The organism is Actinomadura sp. WMMB 499 (genome assembly GCF_008824145.1).
Taxonomy (GTDB): Bacteria; Actinomycetota; Actinomycetes; order Streptosporangiales; family Streptosporangiaceae; genus Spirillospora.
Genome location: NZ_CP044407.1, coordinates 3,746,067 through 3,766,329 on the forward strand (window position 1 = coordinate 3,746,067; position 20,263 = coordinate 3,766,329).

13 protein-coding genes are annotated in these 20,263 nt (G+C 74.3%); 5 read left to right on the forward strand and 8 right to left on the reverse strand.

What is annotated here, in order from left to right; translation table 11 throughout:
• Positions 1-6: 6 nt before the first annotated feature.
• Both F7P10_RS16290 and F7P10_RS16295 read right to left on the reverse strand, forming a co-directional pair.
• Positions 7-660 (reverse strand): response regulator transcription factor, encoded by a 654-nt coding sequence (locus tag F7P10_RS16290; protein ID WP_151010117.1) that lies wholly within the window; start codon positions 658-660, stop codon positions 7-9.
• Positions 657-1,676 carry a sensor histidine kinase gene (locus tag F7P10_RS16295; RefSeq protein ID WP_151010118.1) on the reverse strand — a complete coding sequence of 340 codons (1,020 nt, stop codon included), beginning with the start codon at positions 1,674-1,676 and terminating at the stop codon, positions 657-659. The genes F7P10_RS16290 and F7P10_RS16295 overlap by 4 nt, the downstream gene beginning before the upstream one ends.
• A gap of 384 nt (positions 1,677-2,060) precedes the next feature.
• On the opposite strand from F7P10_RS16295, the gene F7P10_RS16300 reads away from it, so the two are divergent.
• Positions 2,061-2,318, forward strand: a complete 258-nt coding sequence (locus tag F7P10_RS16300) for an acyl carrier protein (RefSeq protein ID WP_151010119.1) — start codon at positions 2,061-2,063, stop codon at positions 2,316-2,318.
• Between the two features lie 114 nt (positions 2,319-2,432).
• Here the strand turns inward: F7P10_RS16300 and fabI are convergent, their stop codons facing one another.
• The gene (fabI, locus tag F7P10_RS16305) at positions 2,433-3,197 is read right to left on the reverse strand and encodes an enoyl-ACP reductase FabI (protein WP_151010120.1); all 765 of its coding nucleotides are present in this window, start codon (positions 3,195-3,197) and stop codon (positions 2,433-2,435) included.
• A 244-nt stretch (positions 3,198-3,441) separates the two neighbouring features.
• On the opposite strand from fabI, the gene F7P10_RS16310 reads away from it, so the two are divergent.
• Together F7P10_RS16310 and F7P10_RS16315 are read left to right on the forward strand one after the other, a co-directional pair.
• Positions 3,442-5,268, forward strand: coding sequence for a fatty acyl-AMP ligase (locus tag F7P10_RS16310; RefSeq protein WP_176611497.1), 1,827 nt, complete (start codon positions 3,442-3,444; stop codon positions 5,266-5,268).
• Positions 5,265-10,862: a type I polyketide synthase gene (locus tag F7P10_RS16315; RefSeq protein WP_151010122.1), complete on the forward strand. Its 5,598-nt coding sequence runs from the start codon at positions 5,265-5,267 to the stop codon at positions 10,860-10,862. The genes F7P10_RS16310 and F7P10_RS16315 overlap by 4 nt, the downstream gene beginning before the upstream one ends.
• Before the next feature lie 33 nt (positions 10,863-10,895).
• Here the strand turns inward: F7P10_RS16315 and F7P10_RS16320 are convergent, their stop codons facing one another.
• The 5 genes from F7P10_RS16320 to F7P10_RS16340 all read right to left on the reverse strand — a co-directional run bounded on the left by F7P10_RS16320 (position 10,896) and on the right by F7P10_RS16340 (position 17,309).
• Complete coding sequence (locus F7P10_RS16320) at positions 10,896-11,795, reverse strand: phytanoyl-CoA dioxygenase family protein (RefSeq protein ID WP_151010123.1); 900 nt, start codon at positions 11,793-11,795, stop codon at positions 10,896-10,898.
• Positions 11,796-11,858: 63 nt separating this feature from the next.
• A complete protein-coding gene (locus F7P10_RS16325; RefSeq protein WP_151010124.1) occupies positions 11,859-12,488 on the reverse strand; it encodes a GNAT family N-acetyltransferase in 630 nt (209 codons plus the stop codon).
• 139 nt (positions 12,489-12,627) lie between these two features.
• On the reverse strand, positions 12,628-13,893 hold the full coding sequence (fabF, locus tag F7P10_RS16330) for a beta-ketoacyl-ACP synthase II (protein ID WP_151010125.1): 1,266 nt from the start codon (positions 13,891-13,893) through the stop codon (positions 12,628-12,630).
• Positions 13,894-13,904: 11 nt separating this feature from the next.
• The gene (locus F7P10_RS16335) at positions 13,905-15,380 is read right to left on the reverse strand and encodes a class I adenylate-forming enzyme family protein (RefSeq protein WP_151010126.1); all 1,476 of its coding nucleotides are present in this window, start codon (positions 15,378-15,380) and stop codon (positions 13,905-13,907) included.
• A gap of 357 nt (positions 15,381-15,737) precedes the next feature.
• Positions 15,738-17,309 carry a thiamine pyrophosphate-binding protein gene (locus F7P10_RS16340; RefSeq protein WP_218040540.1) on the reverse strand — a complete coding sequence of 524 codons (1,572 nt, stop codon included), beginning with the start codon at positions 17,307-17,309 and terminating at the stop codon, positions 15,738-15,740.
• Between the two features lie 359 nt (positions 17,310-17,668).
• Here F7P10_RS16340 and F7P10_RS16345 point away from each other — a divergent pair, with 359 nt between their 5' ends.
• Entirely contained in the window at positions 17,669-19,582 is a 1,914-nt protein-coding gene (locus F7P10_RS16345; protein ID WP_151010128.1) for a RiPP maturation radical SAM C-methyltransferase, read from the forward strand.
• Between the two features lie 11 nt (positions 19,583-19,593).
• On the forward strand, positions 19,594-20,220 hold the full coding sequence (locus F7P10_RS16350) for a DUF5825 family protein (protein WP_151010129.1): 627 nt from the start codon (positions 19,594-19,596) through the stop codon (positions 20,218-20,220).
• Positions 20,221-20,263 lie beyond the last annotated feature (43 nt).

The following is a 20,263-nucleotide window of genomic DNA, read 5'->3' on the forward strand; positions in this document are numbered from 1 at the left end:
CGGCGCTCAGGCCAGGTCGAGCTCCTGGGCCAGGATGGCCGCCTGCACCCGGCTGCTCAGCCCGAGCTTGGCCAGTACCCGGCTGACATGCGTCTTGGCGGTGTTCTCGGCGAGTTTCAGCTCGGTGGCGATCTGCCGGTTGGACAGGCCGCGCCCGACGCAGGCCAGCACCTCCCGCTCCCGCGCGGTGAGCGGTTCGAGGATCTTCGCCTGCTGCTCGCGCGCCTCCGGCGGCGACATCCGGGTCGCGTAGTCGTCGATCAGCCGCCGGGTCACGCTCGGCGACAGCACCCCGCCCCCGTCCGCCACCGAGCGCAGCGCCCTGATCAGCGAATCGGCGTCGGTGTCCTTCAGCAGGAACCCGGCCGCCCCCGCGCGCAGTGCGCCGAACAGGTACTCGTCGGCGTCGAACGCGCTGGTCAGCAGGACGTTCGTCACGCCCAGCACGCACATCCGCCGGGTGGTGGCGATCCCGTCCAGACCCGGCATGCGGATGTCCATGAGAACCACGTCCGGGGCGAGCTTCTGCGCCAGCTTCAGGGCCTGCTCGCCGTCGGCGGCCTCGCCGACCACCTCCACCCCCTCGGCCGCGTTGATGATCATGGAGAAGCCCACCCGGACGGGAAGGTGGTCGTCGACGACGAGAACGCGGACGGTCATGGCGGCGACTCCCCTGGTGAAGAACGTTCCGAATGGTCCCGGCCGGCCGGGTACGGCGGCAGCACCGCGTGCACCCGCCAGCGGTCCCCGTGCCGCCGTGCGGTGCACGTCCCGCCGATCCGCTCGGCCCGTTCGACCATGGAAGCCAGGCCGAACCCGGAACCGGTGAGCGCCAGATCCCGGTGCGCGCCGCGCAGGTCGTTCTCGACCGTGATCACCACCTGGTCCGGCCGGTAGGCGATGGTGACGTCGACGGCGGCCCCGCAGGCGTGCTTCAGCACGTTGGTGAGCGATTCCTGGATGATCCGGCAGACGGTCGTCTCGACGTCCCGGTGGAGTGCCACCGGCGTGCCCAGCGTCTGCAGCCGCGCCGGCGCTCCCAGCTTCTCCATGCGCTCCATGAGCGACCGCGCCAGGTCCAGCGACGCGGGCACGGACGGCGCACCGCACTCCTCCGCGCGCAGGGCCGCGACCATGCGCCGGATCTCGCCGGCCCCCTCCAGGCTGCTCCGCCGGATCTCCGCCAGGGCCGTCAGATGCCTCTCGTCGCCACGGGGGGCGGTGGCCATCGCGGCGGTGGACTGCAGCGCGATGGCGCTCAGGTGGTTGCCGACGATGTCGTGGATGTCGCCCGCCACGCGGGCCCGCTCCTGCATCGCCGACTTGCTACGTTCCACTCCGATCCTCCGTTGCGCCTGCTCGGCGCGCTCGATGTGCTTGCGGACCGTCAGCCCGGTCATGGACGGCCACACCAGCACGAGGGACGCGCACATCGCCGTCAGCACGCCGTGCCGGATGCTCTGCGTGCACGCCAGGACGGGCAGTGCCACGAGAGCGCACGCCAGATAGCCTCCGCGGGCCAGCCACGAGGCCGCGCCGGCCGGTCCGCGCACGGTCGCCTGGTGGAGCAGGTACGCCAGGATCGGCACGGGGAACAGCGACGGCCCCGCCGCCACGTCGGCGGTGACGGCCGCCGCCGCCAGCCCGAGCGCGAGCAGCGGCCTCGTCCGGTACACCAGTAAGGACCCACTGACCAGGACCAACGGGGGCACGAGGCACACCGGACGGACCATTTCCCCAGAACCTGAAAAACTTTCAGACCACAACAGAGTGCAACCAAATGCAAACGCAGCGCCCGCAATCCACGTGTCGCGGGAGACCGTTACCCCGCGCCACCGCCGCATAGGTTTCTCGACCGCCAGCAGTCGATCAATCTGCATGGGATAATGAGAACCGACAGTCGATCACTTTGCAAGCCTCCCGGGCCATTGGCACTACTCTCAATTGAGTATGCCGTTGCCCACATACTGGGGATGGCCGCGGTCCCCGGCGATGCCACGATGTGCTGGGTCGACCTACCGGACCGACCACGGCGAGACCAACGGCGAGGTGACTTCGCGATGAACACAGATATCGACCTGATGGTGGCCCAGATAGTCGAAGAGGTGGCGGGCGCTCCCCGTGACGAGGTGACTCCGGAGAAGCATCTCATGCAGGATCTCGATGTGGACTCCCTCGGGGTCGTCGAGATAGGCGCCGCGATTTTCGACCGGTTCGACGTCGAAATCGACGACGACGAACTCAAGGACATCAGGACGGTCGGGGACGTCACCGAGCTGATCAGGCGCCGCGTGACCGCACGCGCCGCGACCTCCTGAGCCGCGCGGCCGCGGGACGCCGGGCGAACTTCGCCATTCGGCGTCCATTATCACCCGAAAATGGCAGACATACCTCTGCTATCCGAATTCACCGGGCCGTAACATCGCCGAGACTCAGCCGCCCATCGCGTGCCGGCCGCCGTCCACGTGGACGATCTCGCCCGTCGTCGCGCCGAACCAGTCCGACAGCAGCGCCGTGCACGCCCGCGCGACCAGCGCGTGGCCGTCGGGCCGCCAGCCCAGCGGCGCGCGCTCGTCCCAGTCCGCCAGCGAGTCCCCGAACCCGGGGATGTGGGACGAGGCGACCGTCCGCAGCGGCCCCGCCGCGACCAGGTTCACCCGCACGGCGCGCGGCCCCAGGTAGTGCGCCAGGTACCGGGCGCACGACTCCAGCCCGGACTTGGCGACCCCCATCCAGTCGTAGCCGGGGGACGCCCCGCCCTCGTCGTAGTCGAGCGCCACGATGGAGGCGCCGTCCCGCAGCAACGGCTGCACCGCGCCCGTGAGCGCCTGGAGGGAGAAGGCCGACACCTGGAACGTCGTCGCCGCGTCGTCCCACGAGGTGCGCAGGAACTCGCCGCCGAGGGCGCCCGGCGGCGCGAACGCGATCGCGTGCACGACGCCGTCCAGCCCGTCGAGGTGGACGCCGACGCGCTCGGCCAGCGCGTCGAGCTGCGCGGTGTCGGTGACGTCGAGGTCGACGACCGGAGGGGGCTCAGGGAGCCGCGCCGCGACCCGCTCCACCAGGCTGCGGCGGCCGTAGGAGGTCAGCACGACCTCGGCGCCCTCCGCCTGGGCCGTCCGGGCGATCTCGAACGCGATCGACGAGTAGCTGAGCACGCCGGTGATCAGAATGTTCTTGCCGTCGAGAATTCCCATTCGCCCCCACCGAGCATTTCGGTTCGCCGCAAGCTAGCCGCGGAGCCGAATCGCTGTCAATGGCGGACCGGAGGCGACATTGCCACACCCCTACCCCCGGTGGGTTCGGCCGGCAGGTGCCCGATACCGAGCAGATACGGGGGAAATCACTCAGCGTGCCGCCCCGACAATGGCACGAAAGTATGAGCGCACTGCTGATTCCGGGTCATTGTCTGGCTTTCCGCTGCTCACGACCATGGTGTTCATGGCACATGGCGCGCACGGAACATTGTCGCCCGGCGAAGCGGCGGAGGACGGCGCGGCGGGCATGCCCGCGCCCCCCGCCGGGCCGGACGGGCCGGACGGGCCGGACGACCTCGTGGCGATCGTCCGCCGCCGGGCCGAGCGCACGCCCGAGCAGGTGGCGTTCTCCTTCGTCGACTTCGCCGCCGACCGGGCGGGCCGGGCGCGGGCCGTCGACTACGAGACCCTGGACGAGCGGGCCCGTGCGGTCGCCGCGACGCTCCAGCGGACCTGCGCGCCCGGCGACCGGGTGGCGGTGGCGTGCCCGCACGGCCCCGGCTACGTGGAGGCGTGGCTCGGCTGCCTGTACGCGGGGTGCGTCGCGGTGCCGCTACCCGAGCCGGAACGGTCGGGCCAGGCCGTCCGGCTGCGCGGCGTGCTGGCCGACTGCGCGCCGCGCCGCGTGCTCACCACCACCGGGGCGCGCGCCGACGTCGAGGCGGCGCTCGACGGTGCGCCGGAGGACGCCGTCCTCTGCGTCGACCAGGTGCCGACCGAGGCGGCCGCCGGGTGGACCGACCCGCCTCGCTCGCCCGGTGACCTGGCCTTCCTGCAGTACACCTCGGGCTCCACCCGCGAGCCGGTGGGGGTGTGCGTCAGCCACGCCAACCTGATCGCGAACATCCGGCAGATCGAGCGGCAGTCGGAGATGGACGACCGCTCGGTGGTGGTGTCGTGGCTGCCGTTCTTCCACGACATGGGTCTGATCTCGGGCATCGTGCTGCCGCTGGGCGCCGGCGCGCACGCGGTGCTCTTCGCGCCGATGGCGTTCCTGCAGGAACCGCACCGCTGGCTGCGGCTGATCTCCGACTACCGGGGCACCTGGACCGCCGGCCCCGACTTCGCCTTCGACCTGTGCGTGCGCCGGATCGGCCCGGACCGGCGCCGCGACCTGGACCTGACCTCGCTCACCAGCATCGCCAACGGCAGCGAGCAGGTCCGGCCCGGCAGCGTCGGGGCCTTCCTGGACGCCTTCGGCCCCTGCGGCCTCGATCCGGTGGCGGTCTCGCCCGGCTACGGGCTCGCCGAGGCCACCCTAGGCGTGACCGCCGCCGTGCGCGGCGCGAGGGTCCGCGCCTTCGACCGCGCGGAGCTCACCGCGGGCCGCGCCCGTCCGGCCGACGGCGCGGGGCCCGCGCGGGACCTGGTGAGCTGCGGGCCGCCGCTGCCCGGCGTCCGCGTGCTGGTCATCGATCCGGAGACGGGCGCGGAACTGCCGCCCGGCCGGATCGGCGAGGTCTGCGCGAGCGGCGCCAACATCAGCGACGGCTACTGGCGGCGGCCCGAGCTGACCCGCACCGTCTTCACCGAGCTGCCGGACGGGCCGCCGGGGCGCTGGCTGCGCACCGGCGACATGGGCTTCCTGCACGAGGACGAGCTGTTCATCACCGGCCGCCGCAAGGAACTGGTGGTCGTGGACGGCCGCAACCACGCCCCCGCCGACCTCGAACTGACCGTCGAGCGGGCGCACGCGGCGATCCGTCCGGCCGGTGTGGCGGCCTTCGCGGTGGAGACGGCGGACGGCGAGGCGCTCGGCGTCGCCGTCGAGCTGCGGGGCGGCCGCCTCGGCGAACCGGTCGCGGAGCTGGCCGGCACGGTGAACGCGGCGCTCGCGACCGACCACGGGCTGCGGGCGGAGCTGCTGGTGTTCGTCCGGCCGGGCCGCCTCCCGCGAACCACCAGCGGAAAGATCCGGCGTGCCGAGTGCCGCGCCCGCTTCGCCGCCCCCGGCACCGCCCCGCAGGACCCCGCGGTCATCGGCGCCGTGGCGGCGGACGGCGGGCGATGACGCCGCCGGGATCCGGGGCGCCGGCCGAGGCGGAGATCCGGCGCTGGCTGGTCGACCGGCTCGCCCGCCGGCTGCGGCGCCCCGCGGCCGCAGTGGACCCGCACCGCCCCTTCACCGAACTGGGGCTGGCCTCGCGCGACGTCGTCGAGATCACCGGCGAGCTGCAGGAGCGGCTCGACACCGTCGTCGATCCCGCGCTCGTCTACGCCCACCCGACGGTCGCCGGGCTGGCACGCGCGTGCGTTCCCGGACGGGACGACCGCGCACCGGTCCCCGCGGCGGGCCCGGCGGAGAACCCGGCGCAGGGCCCGGCGCCGTCGGGCTGCGGGCCGGTGGCCGTCATCGGCATCGGCTGCCGGTTCCCCGGCGGCGTCACCACCCCGGCGGCGTTCTGGGACATGCTGGCGGCGGGTCGCGACGGTGTCGGCGAGATTCCCGCGGACCGCTGGCGGGACTGGCGGGAGCAGGAGCCCGCCGTCGTGCGGCTGCTCGGCGGGACGGTCCCGCGCGGCGGCTTCCTGGCGGGCGACGCGGGCGATTTCGACGCCGAGCACTTCGGCATCGCGCCGCGCGAGGCCGCCGCGATGGACCCGCAGCAGCGGCTGGCGCTGGAGGTCGCGGTCGAGGCGCTGCAGCACGCGGCCGTCGCCCCCGGCGCGCTGGCCGGGTCCCGCACCGGCGTGTTCGTCGGCGCGTCCACCTCCGACTACGGCCAGTTGCTGTTCCGCGACCTGACGGCGGTGGACGCCTGGACGGGCACCGGCGCGAGCCCGAGCATCATCGCCAACCGGATCTCCTACTGGCTGGGGACGCACGGCCCCAGCCTCGTCGTCGACACCGCCTGCTCCTCGTCCCTGACGGCGGTGCACCTCGCCGCGCGGAGCCTGGCGTCGGGGGAGAGCGACCTCGCGCTCGCCGGCGGCGTCAACCTCATCCTGTCGCCCGGCGTGACCGTCAACTTCCACCGGGCGGGGGCCATGGCCGCCGACGGCCGGTGCAAGACCTTCGACGCCGCCGCAGACGGCTACGTCCGCGGCGAGGGCTGCGGCGTGCTGGTGCTGAAGCGGCTGGCCGACGCCCGCCGGGACGGCGACCGCGTGCTGGCGGTCCTGCGCGGCAGCGCCGTCAACAGCGACGGCCCGTCCAACGGCCTGATGGCGCCCAACCCCCGGGCCCAGGAGGACGTGCTGCGGGCCGCGTGCGCCGCCGCCGGCGTCTCCCCCGGCGAGGTCGACTACGTCGAGGCGCACGGCACGGGCACCATGCTCGGCGACAGCGTCGAGGCCCGCGCCCTGGGCCGAGTGTTCGGCGCGGAACGGGAGCCGGACGCGCCGCTGCCGGTCGGGTCGGTCAAGACCAACATCGGGCACCTGGAGGCCGCGGCGGGCGTCGCGGGGCTGATCAAGGTGGTGCTGGCCCTGGGCAACGGCGGGGTGCCGCCCAGCCTGCACTTCACCGCACCCAACCCGCACATCGACTTCGGCGCCGCGCGCCTGCGGGTGGTGACGCGGCGGTCCCGCTGGCCGGAGCGGGACGCCCGGACGGCGCCGCTCCGCGCGGGAGTGTCCTCGTTCGGCTTCGGCGGCGGCAACGCCCACGCGGTGCTCGAGCAGGCGCCCGCCGCCGAACCGGAACCGGACGCGCCGCCCGCCGGTCCGTGCGTCTACTGCCTGCCGGTCACCGACCCGGACGCGACCCGGGCGTTCGCGACGGCGCTCGCCGACCGGCTGGACGCGCCGGACAGCGCTCCCGCCCTGCCGGACGTGGGCCGCACCCTGGCACGGCGGACCGCCGGGCCCTGCACCGCCGTCGTGGCGTCCTCCCGCCCGGAGCTCGTGACCGAGCTGCGCGACCTCGCCGCCGGACGTCCCGGCCCCGCCGTGTTCCCGCCGGTCACCACCGCCGGTGAGGGCCCGGTGTGGGTGTTCCCCGGGCAGGGGGCGCAGTGGGCCGGGATGGGGCGCGGCCTGCTGGCCACCGAGCCCTCCTTCGCCGCCGCGGTGGACGAGCTCGACCCGCTGTTCGTCCGCGAGGCCCGGTACTCGCTGCGGCGGGTGCTCGAGCGGGGCCGCCCGCTCACCGGGATCGACCGCGTCCAGCCGGTGCTGTTCGGCGTCCAGGTCGCGCTCGCCGCGCTGTGGCGCGCGCACGGCGCCGCACCGGCCGCGGTGATCGGCCACTCGATGGGCGAGGTCGCCGCCGCGGTCGTGGCGGGCGCGCTGTCCCCGGCGGACGGCGTCGCGGTGATCGTGCGGCGGTCCCGGCTGATGGCCCGCGCCGCCGGCCGCGGCGCGATGGCGGTCGCGGACCTCACCGGCCTCGGCGCGGCGGGCCTGGCCGCCGAGTTCCCCGGTGTCGAGGTGGCGGGGCATCTCGCGCCCGGACAGAGCACGGTGGCGGGCGATACGGCGGACGTGGCGCGGCTCGTCGCCCGGCTGGAGGCCGAGGGACGGCTGGCCCGCACCGTCCGGGTGGACGTCGCCTCCCATTCCAGCCGCATGGACCCCCTCCTGGAGGAACTGGCCGCGGACCTGGACGGCGTGACCGGCACCGGCGAACCGGCCTGCGAGTTCCTCACCACCGTTCTGGACGATCCGCGCGAGACGCCCGATTTCACCGCGGCGTACTGGACGGCGAACCTGCGGCGTCCGGTGCGCTTCGAGCAGGCGGTGCGGGCGGCGGCCGGGACGGGGCCCTTCGTGGAGGTCTCGCCGCATCCGGTGCTCACCCACGCGATCGAGGAGACCCTGCACGCGGAGGGCGTCGCCGAGCCCGTCGCCGTCGCGACGCTGCGCCGCGACGGCGACGAGCCGTGGACGTTCCGGACGGCCCTGGCCCGCCTCGCCGCGTCCGGCCACCGCCCCGACCCGCGGGCGCTGCACCCGGCGGGCCGCGTCGTCGACCTGCCCGCCGTACCGTGGCGCCGCACCCGGCACTGGCTCGCGAGCACCGCGCCCGCCCCCGGCCTTCCGGAGCCCGGGCCCGGCACCCTCCTCGGCGCGGCCGACACGGTGCCCGCCGAACCCGCGATCCGGACGTGGCGCGCGCTCTGCACGCCCGAAGCCCCGCCCTACCCGGGCGAGCACACCGTCGGCGGCGTGCCGGTCGTCCCGGCGGCCGTGCTGCTCAACACCCTGCTGCGGGCGTCGGGGACGGGCGCGGTCGCCGACGTGCGGCTGCTGCGCCCCGTGCTCTCCGGCCGTCCCGTGGAGGCCCAGGTCACCGAGCAGGACGGCGCCCTTCGCCTGGCGGCCCGCGCGCCGGGCCGCCCGGACGCTGCGTGGGTGAACCACCTGACCGCCCACACGTCCGCCCCGCCGGAGTCCGCCCCGCCCGGCTCCGCCTCACTCGGTGGCGTTCCGACGGGGTCCGGCACGCTCGCTCGCGGCCTGGACGGTGACGTCCCGGGCGGCGAGCGGCTCACCGGCGCCGCCGTCGACGCGCTGCTGGACGGTCCGGTCGCCGGGCGGGTCTACCCGTGGCGGGTGACCGAGGCGTGGCGCGGGCCGGGGCGGTTCCGCGCCGTCGTCGACGTCGCCGGTGGCACGGCCGGGCTGCTCGACGCGGTGCTGCACCTGGCCCCGCTGGCGATGGTGGACGACCGGCGGGCGACGCCCGTCCCGTCCGGCGCCGGTCACCTCGCCGGCGCCCCCGAACCGGACGGGCGCGCCGTGGTCGACGTGCTCCGCTCGGCGGGGACCGGGCGCGACGGGGTGGTCGTGGACGTCGCCGTCACCGGCCCGGACGGCGGGCTCATGCTGGCCGCCGACCGCCTCGCCTACGCTCTCCTCGACGCGGATCCCGGTACGGCGCCCGCACCCGAGGCCGCGGACGCGCGGCGGCTGGCGTTCGCGCCCCGGTGGGAGCCCGTGGCGCCCGTGGCGGCCGTCCCGCCGGCCTCGGTCGCGGTCGTCGGGCCGCCCGGCCCGTTCGCCGACCGGCTCGCCGCCGCCCTGGGCGCCCGCTGCGGCCGGGTGCACCGCGGCGAGTCCGCCGAGGGACTCCCGGACGTCGAGGCGATCGTCCTCGCGCCGGCGGCGTCCGGCGCCTCCGCCGCGCCGTTCGAGGACGCCGTCGCGACGGTGCGCCGCGCCGCCGCGACGATCGCGGCGGCGAAGGGACCGGCCCGGGTCTGGCTGGTCACCCGGGGAGCGCGGTCTCCACGGGACGACGCCGGCGTCCGCCAGTCGCTGCTGTGGGGCCTGGCGGGGGTCGCGGACGCCGAACATCCGGAGAACTTCGGCGGGCTGGTCGACTTCGGCGACGAGGACGACGCGACGCTCGCGGCACTGGCGGAGGTGCTCGGGGTTCGCCCGGACGGTCCCCTCTCGATCAGTGCGGGCACGGTGACGGGCCTGCGGCTCGTCCCCGCCGGCGACGCGCCGGACGATGCCCCGACGCGGTGCCGTCCGGACGCCGCCTACCTGGTGACCGGCGGGCTCGGCGCCCTCGGGCTGCGGACCGCCCGGTGGCTGGCCGAGCGCGGCGCGCGGCGGCTCGTCCTGGCCGGGCGCACGCCGCTGCCGCCGCGCCGCGACTGGGATCGGGAGCCCGCCGCGGCCGCGCGAGTCGCCGCGATCCGCGAGCTGGAGGCGCGCGGCGTCGCCGTGCAGGCCGTGGCCCTGGACGTCGGAGACGCCGGCGCGCTGCGCCGCCTCGTCGACGAGCGCGACCGGGCGGGTCAGCCCCCGATACGCGGCGTCGTCCACGCGGCCGGGGTGGTGGGCGACCGGCCGCTGCGGGCACTGGACGACGGCGTCGTCGAGGCGGTCCTGCGGCCCAAGGTCGGGGGCCTGCTGGCCCTGGAGGCCGTGCTCCCGGCGGACGAACTGGACTTCCTCGTGCTGTTCTCCTCGGCCGGGGCCCTGCTCGGCGTGCCCGGCCAGGGGCCGTACGCGGCGGCGAACGCGTTCCTGGACGGCTTCGCCCGTGCGCGCGGCCGGGACGGCGTCCGGGTGGCGAGCCTCGGGTGGGGCCCCTGGGAGGGGCTCGGCTTCGCCGCCGACGCGCGCCTGGTCGACGAGCAGGTGCGCGCCGCCGGGCTGCGTCCCCTGCGCGCGGACGAGGCGTTCGGCGCGCTGGAGCACGTGCTGCGCTGCGGGGCGCCCCAGGCCCTGGTCGTCGCTCCGGGGGGCACGCCGGACGCACCTCCCGGCGGCCTGCTCGCCGACGTCCTGCCCTCGGCCCCACCCGGATCGGGCTCCCCGGCGGACGGCGAACGTCCCGCCCGTCCGGACTGGACGGCGCTGCCGCCGGGCGAGCTGGAGCCCGCCCTGGCGGCGGCCGTGCGGGAGGCCGCCGCGGCCGAGCTGGGCCTGGCGGCCGGCGCGCTGTCCGACGACCGCCCGCTGGCCGAACTCGGCCTCGACTCGATCATGGGGCTGGCGCTGCGGCGCAGGCTGGAGCGGCTGACGGGCGCGACGCTGTCCGCCACGACACTGTGGAACCACCCGACGGTGGCGGACCTGACCGCGCTGCTGACCGACCGCCTGACCGGACCGCCCGCAGCCGCACCGCCGTCCCCGGTGGCCGGCAGCGGCGACGACTCGTCCTGGTCGGCGCTGCTGGACGAGGTCGCGGCGGGCGACGGCTGAAGCACCGCGATCCGGGCGCGCCGGCGTGCCGCGTCAGGCGTGGAGGGCTCGGCGGGGGTCGCCGTACTCGTGCGTGCCGATGATTCCGCCGCCGCGGGCGGTCGAGTCGTGGATGCGGTAGCCGAGCAGCTCCGCCACCTCCTCGGGCAGCCCGGCGGCGACCCGCCGCGGCACGTTGAGGAAGGAGTTCTCGAGCGGGCGCAGCCAGCCCGCGCAGTAGCTGAGGACGACGCCGCGCCGGAACTGGTCGGTGGTGCGGTTGGCGCCCCCGCCGTGGAAGACGTCGGCGCGGAACAGCAGGACGTCGCCGGGGTCGAGCCGGGGCTGGACGGCCTCGCCGTCCACGGGGCGGCGGCCCTCCGGCCACCCGCAACTCCCCGGCACCACCCGGGTCGCGCCGTTCCGCTCGTCGAACGGGGTCATCGCCACCATCGCGTTGACGCACAGCGGGTCCGGCCCGCGCGGCGCGAACCACCACGCGTCGCTGTCGCGATGGGTGTACTGGCGCCGCTCGCGGGGGCCGATCTGGATGAACTCGGCCGCGCTCAGCTGGACACCGTCGCACACGGGGGCGAGGAGCCGGCGCGCCCAGCCGAGGATGCCGGGGTGGCGGATCAGGTCCGCCGCCGCGGGCGCCTTGGCGAGCAGCCCCTGCAGCCGCGCCGTCCGGCGCCCCATGAACGTGTCGTAGACCGGCGACCCGCTGTCCGGGCAGGCACTGTCGGGGTTCCGCTCCAACCACCGGTCGACCTCCCCGCCGAACCGGGCCAGCAGGTCCGTGTCGACCAGGCCGGTCAGCACGGCCGTCCCGAGCGTCCGGGTGACCTCGTCCACCTCGTCCCACCTGAAGGGCGCGTAGAACCGGGGCACGTCCGGTGCCGCTTCGCCGGACGCGGTCGCGGCGGCCGGCACGCGGGAAGCGGCTGATGACATGGGAGCCTCCTGAGCTGACTTCGGACGTTGGTGAGTTTCGGTGGCGGGCGTCCGGTCGGCCGCCTACCGTTCCATGATCCGGACGAAGTGGTCGGCGGAGATGTCGGCCAGGTGCTTGCGCAGCGTCTCGCGCGCCTCCCGCTTCTGGTCGGCCGGGATCGCGTCCTGCGGGATCTCCAGATCCTCGACGAGGCGGTAGTAGTCCGGGCGCAGCAGCGACAGGATGACGGCGTCGAAGTACTCGCCGTCCACGAAGAAGTAGTCGCGCAGGATGCCCTCCAGCACCATGTATCCCTGCGTGACCATCCGCACGGGCTGCCGGTTGTAAAGGCCGGCGAGCATCTCCACCCGGTGCGCCCCCATGGTGTGGAACAGGAGGTTCAGCAGGAGCAGGACGGCCTCGGCGCCGTGCCCCTCCGTCCACAGGTCCTCGTCGCCGATCATCACCCCGATCCGGAAGCTGAGGGCGTGGGCGCCCGGATCCCAGGTCACCGCGCCGATCCGGCGGCCCTCCGGATCGACGGCGATGAGGTAGCGGGCGGCGCCCGACTCGATGCTGCCGCGCATCTGCTCCCGGCTGGGGAAGGCCGCCGCACCGCTGCCGTACAGGCCGGGCCGTCCACTCGCCCAGGACGTCAGCGCGTCGTAGTCGTCCTCGGTCACGCGCCGCAGCGTGACAAGTTCGCCCTTCATCGGGACTCCTTCGTGGGCACCCCGGCCTTCAGGCCGGGAAGGAAACGGAACTCCTGCGGAGCAGGACAGGGAAAGGGTGATCGGTGTCCCGCGCCGGATCCACGTTCGTTCGGGTGCGCCGTCCCGCTCCGGGCACCGCTCACTCCTCCCAGCGGGTCACGGCCAGCACGACGTTGCGGCCGCCGAACCCGAAGGAGTTGCTCAGGACCGTGCGGACCTGGTGCCGCCGGGCCTCGCCGGGGACGAAGTCCAGTCCGGTGTCCTCGGGGTCGTCGCAGTTGATCGTGGGCGGGACCACGCCCTCCCGGATCGCCCAGATCGACGCGATCAGCTCCAGCGCGCCCGCCGCGCCCAGCGTGTGCCCGGTCATCGACTTGATCCCGCTGACCGGGACGCGCTCGGCGTGCTCGCCCAGCTCCGCGCGGATCGCCGCGGCCTCCGTCCGGTCGTTCAGCACCGTGCCGGTGCCGTGCGCGTTGACGTGGTCGACGTCCGCCGGGGCGAGCCCGGCGTCCCGCAGCGCGCCCCGGATCGCGGCGCGCGCGCCGCGCCCCTCCGGGTGCGGGGCCGTCACGTGGTAGGCGTCCGTGCTCGTGCCGTACCCGGCCACCTCGGCGAGGATCGGGGCGCCCCGCTCCAGCGCGTGCTCGGCGGACTCCAGCACCACGACGCCGGCGCCCGCGCCCATCACGAACCCGTCGCGGTCCCGGTCGAAGGGGCGGCTGGCCCGCGCCGGGTCGTCGTTGCGGCGGGACAGCGCCCCGGTCCGCGAGGTCGTCGAGATGTTGAGGGGGGTCACGCAGTCGTCGGAGGCGCCGGCCAGGGCGACGTCGGCGTAGCCGTGCCGGATCAGGCGGGTGGCCTCGCCGACGCACGTCGCCCCGGTGGCGCACGCGGTGCTCATGGAGTTGGACGGGCCGGTCGCGCCGAACAGCATCGCGATCTCGCCCGCCGCGCTGTCCACCCCGCTGTTGGCGGCGTAGAAGGGGCTCATCGCGCGGTGGCCGCGGTCCCGCAGCGTGTTCAGGGCGGTCGTCATCAGCTTGTCGGCGCCGTACGCCGACCCGACGTACACCGCGGTCCGGTCGCCCAGCCCGTCGCCGACGGGCAGCTTCGCCTGCGCGGTGGCCTGGTACGCGGCCGCGATGGCGAACTGGGCGTAGCCGTCGAGCCGGCGGCTCACCCGGCGCTCCAGGTAGACGTCCGGGTCGAAGTCGCGGACCTCCGCACCGATCCGCACCGGCAGGTCCGCGGCGTCGAACCAGGTGATGGGTCCCACGCCGCTGCGGCCGGCCAGCAGGCCCGCCCAGAACTCGTCGGTCGTCACACCGATCGGGGAGACCGCCCCGGCGCCGGTGACGACGACGCGCCGGTGCGGCGCCGTCCTCGTGGAATGCGTTGCCATGGGGGTTCCCTTCACGTCCGGTGAACCGGGTCGCCGGCGACGGCCGCCGGGGACGGCGGTGATGGCGGGGACTGCGGGGACGGCGGCTCGGCTCCGAACTCGGTCAGTACCGCTCGCCGCAGTTCGGCGGCGTCCACCTTGCCGGTGCGGTTCAGCGGCAACCGGTCCACGACCAGCACGCGGTTCGGCTGCTCGTAGGCCGGCAGCAGCGCGCACAGGCGCTCCCACCAGGCGTGGGGGGTGCCGCCGTCCGGGTCGGCCACGACGAACACCAGCTGGGCGCCGCGCCGGTCGTCGTCCAGCGCGACGATCTTGACGGGACGGCCGCACCGCTCCGCCGTCCGCTCGATGGCCTCCGGGTACAGGGTGTGCCCGGAGCGGTGCACGGCCGACTTGCGCCCGAGCACGTGCAGGTTGCCGTCCGCGTCCTGGAAGCCGAGGTCGCCGGTGCGGTAGCCGCCGCGGTGGTCCATCGGCTCGATCCCGGCCGCGCTCAGGTGCGCGGTGAACAGGTCGGGCGAGCGCACCCAGATCTCGCCGGTCGCCCCGGGGGCGGCGGGCCGTCCGTCGGGCGCGGTGATCCACACCTCGACGCCGTCGAGCGGACGGCCGCAGGCCACCGGGTCCGGGGGGAGGGCGAAGGTGATGTTCCCGGCCTCGGTGCTGCCGTAGCCGTCCAGCAGCGGGTGGCCCATGACCTGCTGGAACCGCTCCGTCAGGCCGGGGTTCACGGGCGCGCCGCCGGTGCACCAGCGCCGCACGGTGGCGACCGCGCCGTGCAGCGCGGGCTGCCGGGCCAGGACGTTCAGCAGGCTGTGGTAGGTGGCGGGGGTCGCGTCGATGGTGGTCGCGCGGGTGCGCTCCGCCAGCCGCAGGGCGCGGTCGACGCGGGTGTAGGGGGCGACGACGAGGGACGCGCCGCTGATCCAGGCGAGCAGGATCAGCGAGAGCCCCCACTGGTGGGAGAAGGGCAGCAGGGGCATCAGCACGTCGTCGGGCCGGTAGCCGAACCGGCGCTGAGTGCGTTCCAGGTTGCCGAGGAACGCCTCGCCGCTGCGGACGATGCCCTTGGGCGGGCCGGTGGTTCCCGACGACCAGGTGATCAGGGCGTCGGCGCGCTCCCGCCACGGGCGCGCGTCGATCGAGAAGCCGGGTTCCGGTGCGCACCCGTCCAGGGCCGGCAGGGGAACGGCCCGCGCGGGGACGGGCGCGTCGGTCCGGTCGGTGACGATCCAGGACGCCCCGGCGGCGAGGGCCGTGGCGCGGACGTCGGCGGGGGTGCACCGGTGGTCCAGGAGGACCAGCGAGACGTCGAGGTGCATCAGCGCGAGCACCGCGGCCGCGTAGGGCGGGGCGTTGTCGGCCCACAGCAGGACCCGGTCCCCGGCGCCCACCCCGGCGTCGCGGAGCGCCCGCACCGCGACGCCCGCGGCGGTCTCCAGGTCGACGGTCCCGCCGCCGTCCGGCCCGACCAGCCGAGCCCCCATGGCGCCCCCTTCTCCCCCGCCCCGGGCGGAGTCATCCGATTTATCGCTTTCAGTCGCCGATGCGGGCGATCCTCCGCATTCCAGATGAAAATGTCAAGAGAATCCCACGAGTGTGGGTTACGCACGCATTCACGGTCGCGGTACATTGCGGTGCGCGTTTGGTCGAACACCAAAAACCTTGCTGGTCGGGAGGTATGCAATACTCCGAACGATGGCACCCGCTAGTTCTCTTTATGTAGGCATTGTCGACACAAGTGAGTACATCGCACTGGCCATTGCCGACGACCGGAAAAGTACCATCGAGAGCCCATTCGGCGCGGGCGCATTCACCTCCCCCCGCACCGGCGGAACGGGCCGTCACGCCTTCTCCTCCGGCACGACGATGACCGTCGGCCGCGGCCGGTGCAGCGCGCGGCGCAGGGCCGCGCCGAGCGCGTCCGGCCCAGGCGCGACGGTTCCCGCGCAGCCGTAGGCCGCGGCGATCGCGGGCAGGTCGGGCGTGCGCTGGTCCACGCCGAGCGGGACGTCGCCGCGCGCCAGCATCTCGGCGCGGATCTCCCCGTAGCCGCCGTTGTCGAAGACCACGACCGGCAGCGGCAGCCCCAGGTCGGCGGCGGTGGCCAGTTCGGCGATCGCGAACTGCAGCCCGCCGTCCCCGGACAGCGCCACGACCTGCCGTCCCGGCGCCGCGACCTTGGCCCCGACGGCGGCGGGCAGCGCGTACCCGAGCGTCCCGTAACCGCTGGGGTGCAGGTACCTGCCGCCGGGTTCGATCGGCAGGTTGGGCAAGGCCCCGTAGTAGCAGGCCATCGCCGAGTCGCTGGTGATGATCGCGTCGGGCGCGAGTGCGGCGCGGACGGCCGCCAGCGCGTCCAGCCACCGCCGCCCCTGCTCGCCTGCCTGCGCGTCACGGGCGCGCCGCAGGAGCGGGAGGCCGGGGTCGGGAGCTCGGCGGCCCGGCGGCCGCAGGCGCTCGTTCAGCGCCCGCAGCGTCAGGGCGGCGTCGCCGACCAGGAGGTGCCGCCCGCCGTGGCCGGGGTCGAGGTCGATGCGGACGACGTCCGGCAGCTCGGGCGGGGTGCACCAGAAGTCGGGCTCCGCCAGTTCGGTGCCGACCGCCACCACGTGGTCGCAGGCGGCGAGCCGGTCACGGACCGCCGGCAGGTGTAGCCCCACCCCCAGGGACAGCGGATGCCGCTCGGACAGGACGCCCTTGCCGTTCGCCGTCGTGACGACCGGCGCGCCCAGCAGGCCGGCGAGTTCGGCGACTTCGGCGGCGGCCCCCCGCGCCCCGCCGCCGGCGACGATCGTCACCGTCCCGGAGCGCAGCGCCCGCGCGGCGGCCTCGATCCGGCCCGGCGGAGCCGGGGCGGCGGGCACCGGCCGGTGGCGGGGCGGGACGGGGCCGAGTTCGGCGCACTCGGCCAGCACGTCGATCGGTATCTCGAGGTGGACCGGCCGCGGCCGGTCCCGCCCCGAGAGGAAGCCGAAGGCGCGCGCCGCGGCCGTCTCCACCTCGGCGACCGTCGTGGCCCGGTGGCTCCACTCCACGATGGCGCCGAGCGCCCCCGACTGGTCCTTGGTCTCGTGCAGCCGGCCGGCGGCGGTCGCCGGCCGCCGCGCCGGCATGCCCGGCGAGACCAGCAGCATCGGCACACTGTCGGAGTACGCCTGCGCGGCGGCGGTCGCGGCGTTGAGCACGCCCGGACCCGCCGTGGTGACGACGACGCCGGGACGTCCGGTGACGCGGGCGTACGCGTCCGCGGCGTACCCCGCCCCCTGCTCGTGCCGGGGGGCGGTCTGGGTGATCCCGTAGGTTCCCAGCCAGGAGTAGATCTCCAGGTTGTGCGTGCCCGGAATACCGAAAACGCGGTCGACGCCGTGCGCGGCCAGGGATCTGACCAGCGCGTGCCCGCCCGAGATCGTCACGGCCGTCCCCCTATGTGGCAGCTCGCCTATCCGCCCCTTGCCCTATCCGGCCCTCGGCCGATCAGACCCTAGGCCGACAATGGCTATCGAGATGTACTCACTTGTGCCGACAATGCGTACGCAATGAGAACTAGAGACCACCATCGTTCGGGCTAGCACATGCCATCTGACCTGGAAGTACTTCAGTGTTCGGGCCATCGCTCACCGCGATGCACCACGGCCGGAAAATGCGGCTGCACGCACTTACATTCAAGCTCCCTTGACATTTTCATCCGGACTGCGGAGGATCGCCCGCAGCGGCGACTGAAAGTGACAAATCAGATGGCTTCGCCCGGCGCGTCCGAACGGTAAAGGTGATCATGCGCATCCTTCTGGTCTCGATGCCGTGGGCGGCGATCGACATGCCTCCCATCGCGCTCGGAATCCTCACCCGGCTCGCGCGGACCAAGCTCACGGGAGTCGACGTCCGCACCGTCTGCGGGAACCTCGACTACATCGACTGGCTCGCCGAGCGCTCTCCGCTGTCCCTGGACGACTACAGGTTCTTCGCCGTCGACTCCCACTTCGAGAGCTGCGGGGACTGGGTCTTCGCGCCCGCCCTGCACGACGCGGAGCGGCACGCCGGGGAGTTCGAGGAGTTCGCGCGGGAGCAGTTCCCGGGGGAACGGGTCGACCTGATGCTCAGGCTGCGCGCGCTGAGCGACGAGTTCGTCCGGGACTTCGCGGAACGGATCGTCGCGATGGAGCCCGACGTCGTCGGGTTCACCTCCACGTTCCAGCAGAACGCCGCCTCGCTGGCCGCGGCCCGGCACATCAAGCGCCTCGCCCCCGAGATCGTGACGGTCTTCGGCGGCGCCAACTGCGACGGGCCCCAGGGCGCCGCCATCCACCGCAACTTCCCCTACGTCGACCACGTCGTCCGGGGGGAGGGAGAGCTGAACTTCCCGGCGCTGGTCGAGGCGTGGCACGGCAAGGGCGAGTTCGCGGACATCCCGGGACTGTGCTGGCGCCGCGCGGACGGCACCTCCGTGGTCAATCCGATGGAGAAGAAGCCCCTCCCGCCCGGCGTCCTGGTCGTGCCCGACTACGACGACTTCTTCGAGCGCTGGTCGACGTCGGTGGCGCGCTCCTGGGTCGAGCCCGTCCTCGTCATGGAGGGGTCACGGGGATGCTGGTGGGGCGACAAGCACCACTGCACCTTCTGCGGCCTCAACGGGTCCTACATGGAGTTCCGCAGCAAGAGCCCCGGGCGGTTCTACGACGAGGTGATGGAACTCGTCGAACGCCACCGGACCCTCGACGTGTACATGGTCGACAACATCCTGGACATGTCCTACATCACCTCGCTCCTGCCCCGGCTCACCGAGGCCGACCACGACCTCCGCCTGCACTGCGAGGTGAAGGCGAACCTGCGGCGCCAGCAGCTGCAGGTCCTCGCCGACGCGGGCGTCGTCGTGATCCAGCCCGGCATCGAGAACCTCAACAGCCGCGTCCTGAAGCTGATGGACAAGGGCGTGACGGGCTGCCAGAACGTTCGCATCATCAGGGACGCCGAGTCGCTGGGCATCAAGGTGCTCTGGAACTACCTCTACGGCTTTCCCGGTGAGACGCCGGACGACTACACGGCCATCATCGAGCAGTTCCCGGCGCTCCATCACCTGCGGCCGCCGGAATCCATCGCCCGGATCGTCATCGAGCGGTTCAGCCCCTACTTCGACCGGCCGGAACTGGGGTTCCCGGACCTGCGGCCCGCCCGCCCGCACCGGCTGATCTACGATCTGCCCGAGAGCGAGTGCTTCGACCTCAGCTACTCCTTCGACGCGCGCCCGGCGGGGATCGGCGAGGATCTCGCCGAGCGGCTGGGCGCCGCCACCACCGCGTGGCAGGAGGCGGCGGCCGAGAGCCGGCTCACCTACCACGATCTCGGTGACAGCATCGTCCTCATCAACACGCGCCCGCATTTCCGCTGGTCGACGCTCGTCCTGGACGACCCGGTGGAGCGTGCGCTGTTCCGCCTGCTCGACGACCCGCGCGGTGTCCCGATGCTGTCCCGGAAGCTGTCGTCCGGAGCCGCCGGAGACGTCTCCGAAGCGGCCGTCGCGGAGATCCTGGCGGACTGGCGCGAGCGCGGCATCGTCTTCACCGACAACGGCCATTTCATCCATGTCGCGGCCGTGGCGGCGAACCGCGAGCTGCTGCGCACCGGAACGGACGTCCACCGGCGGGCCGCGAGCACCGGTCCGGAGGCGCCCCGGCTGGTCGCGCAGCACTGAGGAGGAGCCGCATGCCGAACATCAAGGTCACGCTCTGGCGGGAGTACACCGAAGCCGCCCGGGAGATCCCGGGCATGCTCCTCGGCGAGGCCGATGCCGGGGACGGCTCCGCGGCCGCCTGCGCCGTCCGGTTCAGCGAGCAGGGCGCCCGCAAGGTCGACCTGGCCGACCCCGTCGACGTCCGGACGGGCGCCGATCCCGGTCTCGCCGTGCGGCAGCTCTCGCTCGTCCGGGAGCTCACCGGGATCGGCATGCCGGTCCAGTGGAGCCTGGAGTGCGACGACGACTTCCCGGTCGCGCTGCTCCAGCACCTCTACCCGCCCTCGGCCGTCCTCCAGCGGGACGGCGACGCCGCCCGCCGCTGGCGCGACGCGTACCGGTTCGGGAGCCTGCTCTACCGGAAGGGCCCGGGGTTCATCCACGTCCGCGACGCGCGGACGACCGGTGCGACCCGGCTGACCCTCGGGCGGCGCACGCACCTGGACGCCGTCGGAGCCCTCGACCAGGGAGCACCGCACGAATCGGTCTCCCCCGCGATCGCCAACGGTTTCCGCAAGCATCGGCTCGTCGTAGAGATCGGGCCTTTCCTCTGGTGGCTTCCGTACCGCCTCCACCGCTGGCCCGACACACGAGGCTGAAACCGTCCGCGGCGCATTATCACCGATCCGTTTTTTCAGCAAC

Excerpts from the sequence above, each read along its gene's own strand:
- F7P10_RS16325 (WP_151010124.1), bottom strand. The coding sequence starts at position 12,488 with ATGAAGGGCGAACTTGTCACGCTGCGGCGCGTGACCGAGGACGACTAC.
- F7P10_RS16300 (WP_151010119.1), top strand. The coding sequence starts at position 2,061 with ATGAACACAGATATCGACCTGATGGTGGCCCAGATAGTCGAAGAGGTG.
- F7P10_RS16350 (WP_151010129.1), top strand. The coding sequence starts at position 19,594 with ATGCCGAACATCAAGGTCACGCTCTGGCGGGAGTACACCGAAGCCGCC.
- F7P10_RS16335 (WP_151010126.1), bottom strand. The coding sequence starts at position 15,380 with ATGGGGGCTCGGCTGGTCGGGCCGGACGGCGGCGGGACCGTCGACCTG.
- F7P10_RS16315 (WP_151010122.1), top strand. The coding sequence starts at position 5,265 with ATGACGCCGCCGGGATCCGGGGCGCCGGCCGAGGCGGAGATCCGGCGC.
- F7P10_RS16310 (WP_176611497.1), top strand. The coding sequence starts at position 3,442 with ATGGCACATGGCGCGCACGGAACATTGTCGCCCGGCGAAGCGGCGGAG.
- F7P10_RS16320 (WP_151010123.1), bottom strand. The coding sequence starts at position 11,795 with ATGTCATCAGCCGCTTCCCGCGTGCCGGCCGCCGCGACCGCGTCCGGC.
- F7P10_RS16290 (WP_151010117.1), bottom strand. The coding sequence starts at position 660 with ATGACCGTCCGCGTTCTCGTCGTCGACGACCACCTTCCCGTCCGGGTG.
- fabI (WP_151010120.1), bottom strand. The coding sequence starts at position 3,197 with ATGGGAATTCTCGACGGCAAGAACATTCTGATCACCGGCGTGCTCAGC.
- fabF (WP_151010125.1), bottom strand. The coding sequence starts at position 13,893 with ATGGCAACGCATTCCACGAGGACGGCGCCGCACCGGCGCGTCGTCGTC.
- F7P10_RS16345 (WP_151010128.1), top strand. The coding sequence starts at position 17,669 with ATGCGCATCCTTCTGGTCTCGATGCCGTGGGCGGCGATCGACATGCCT.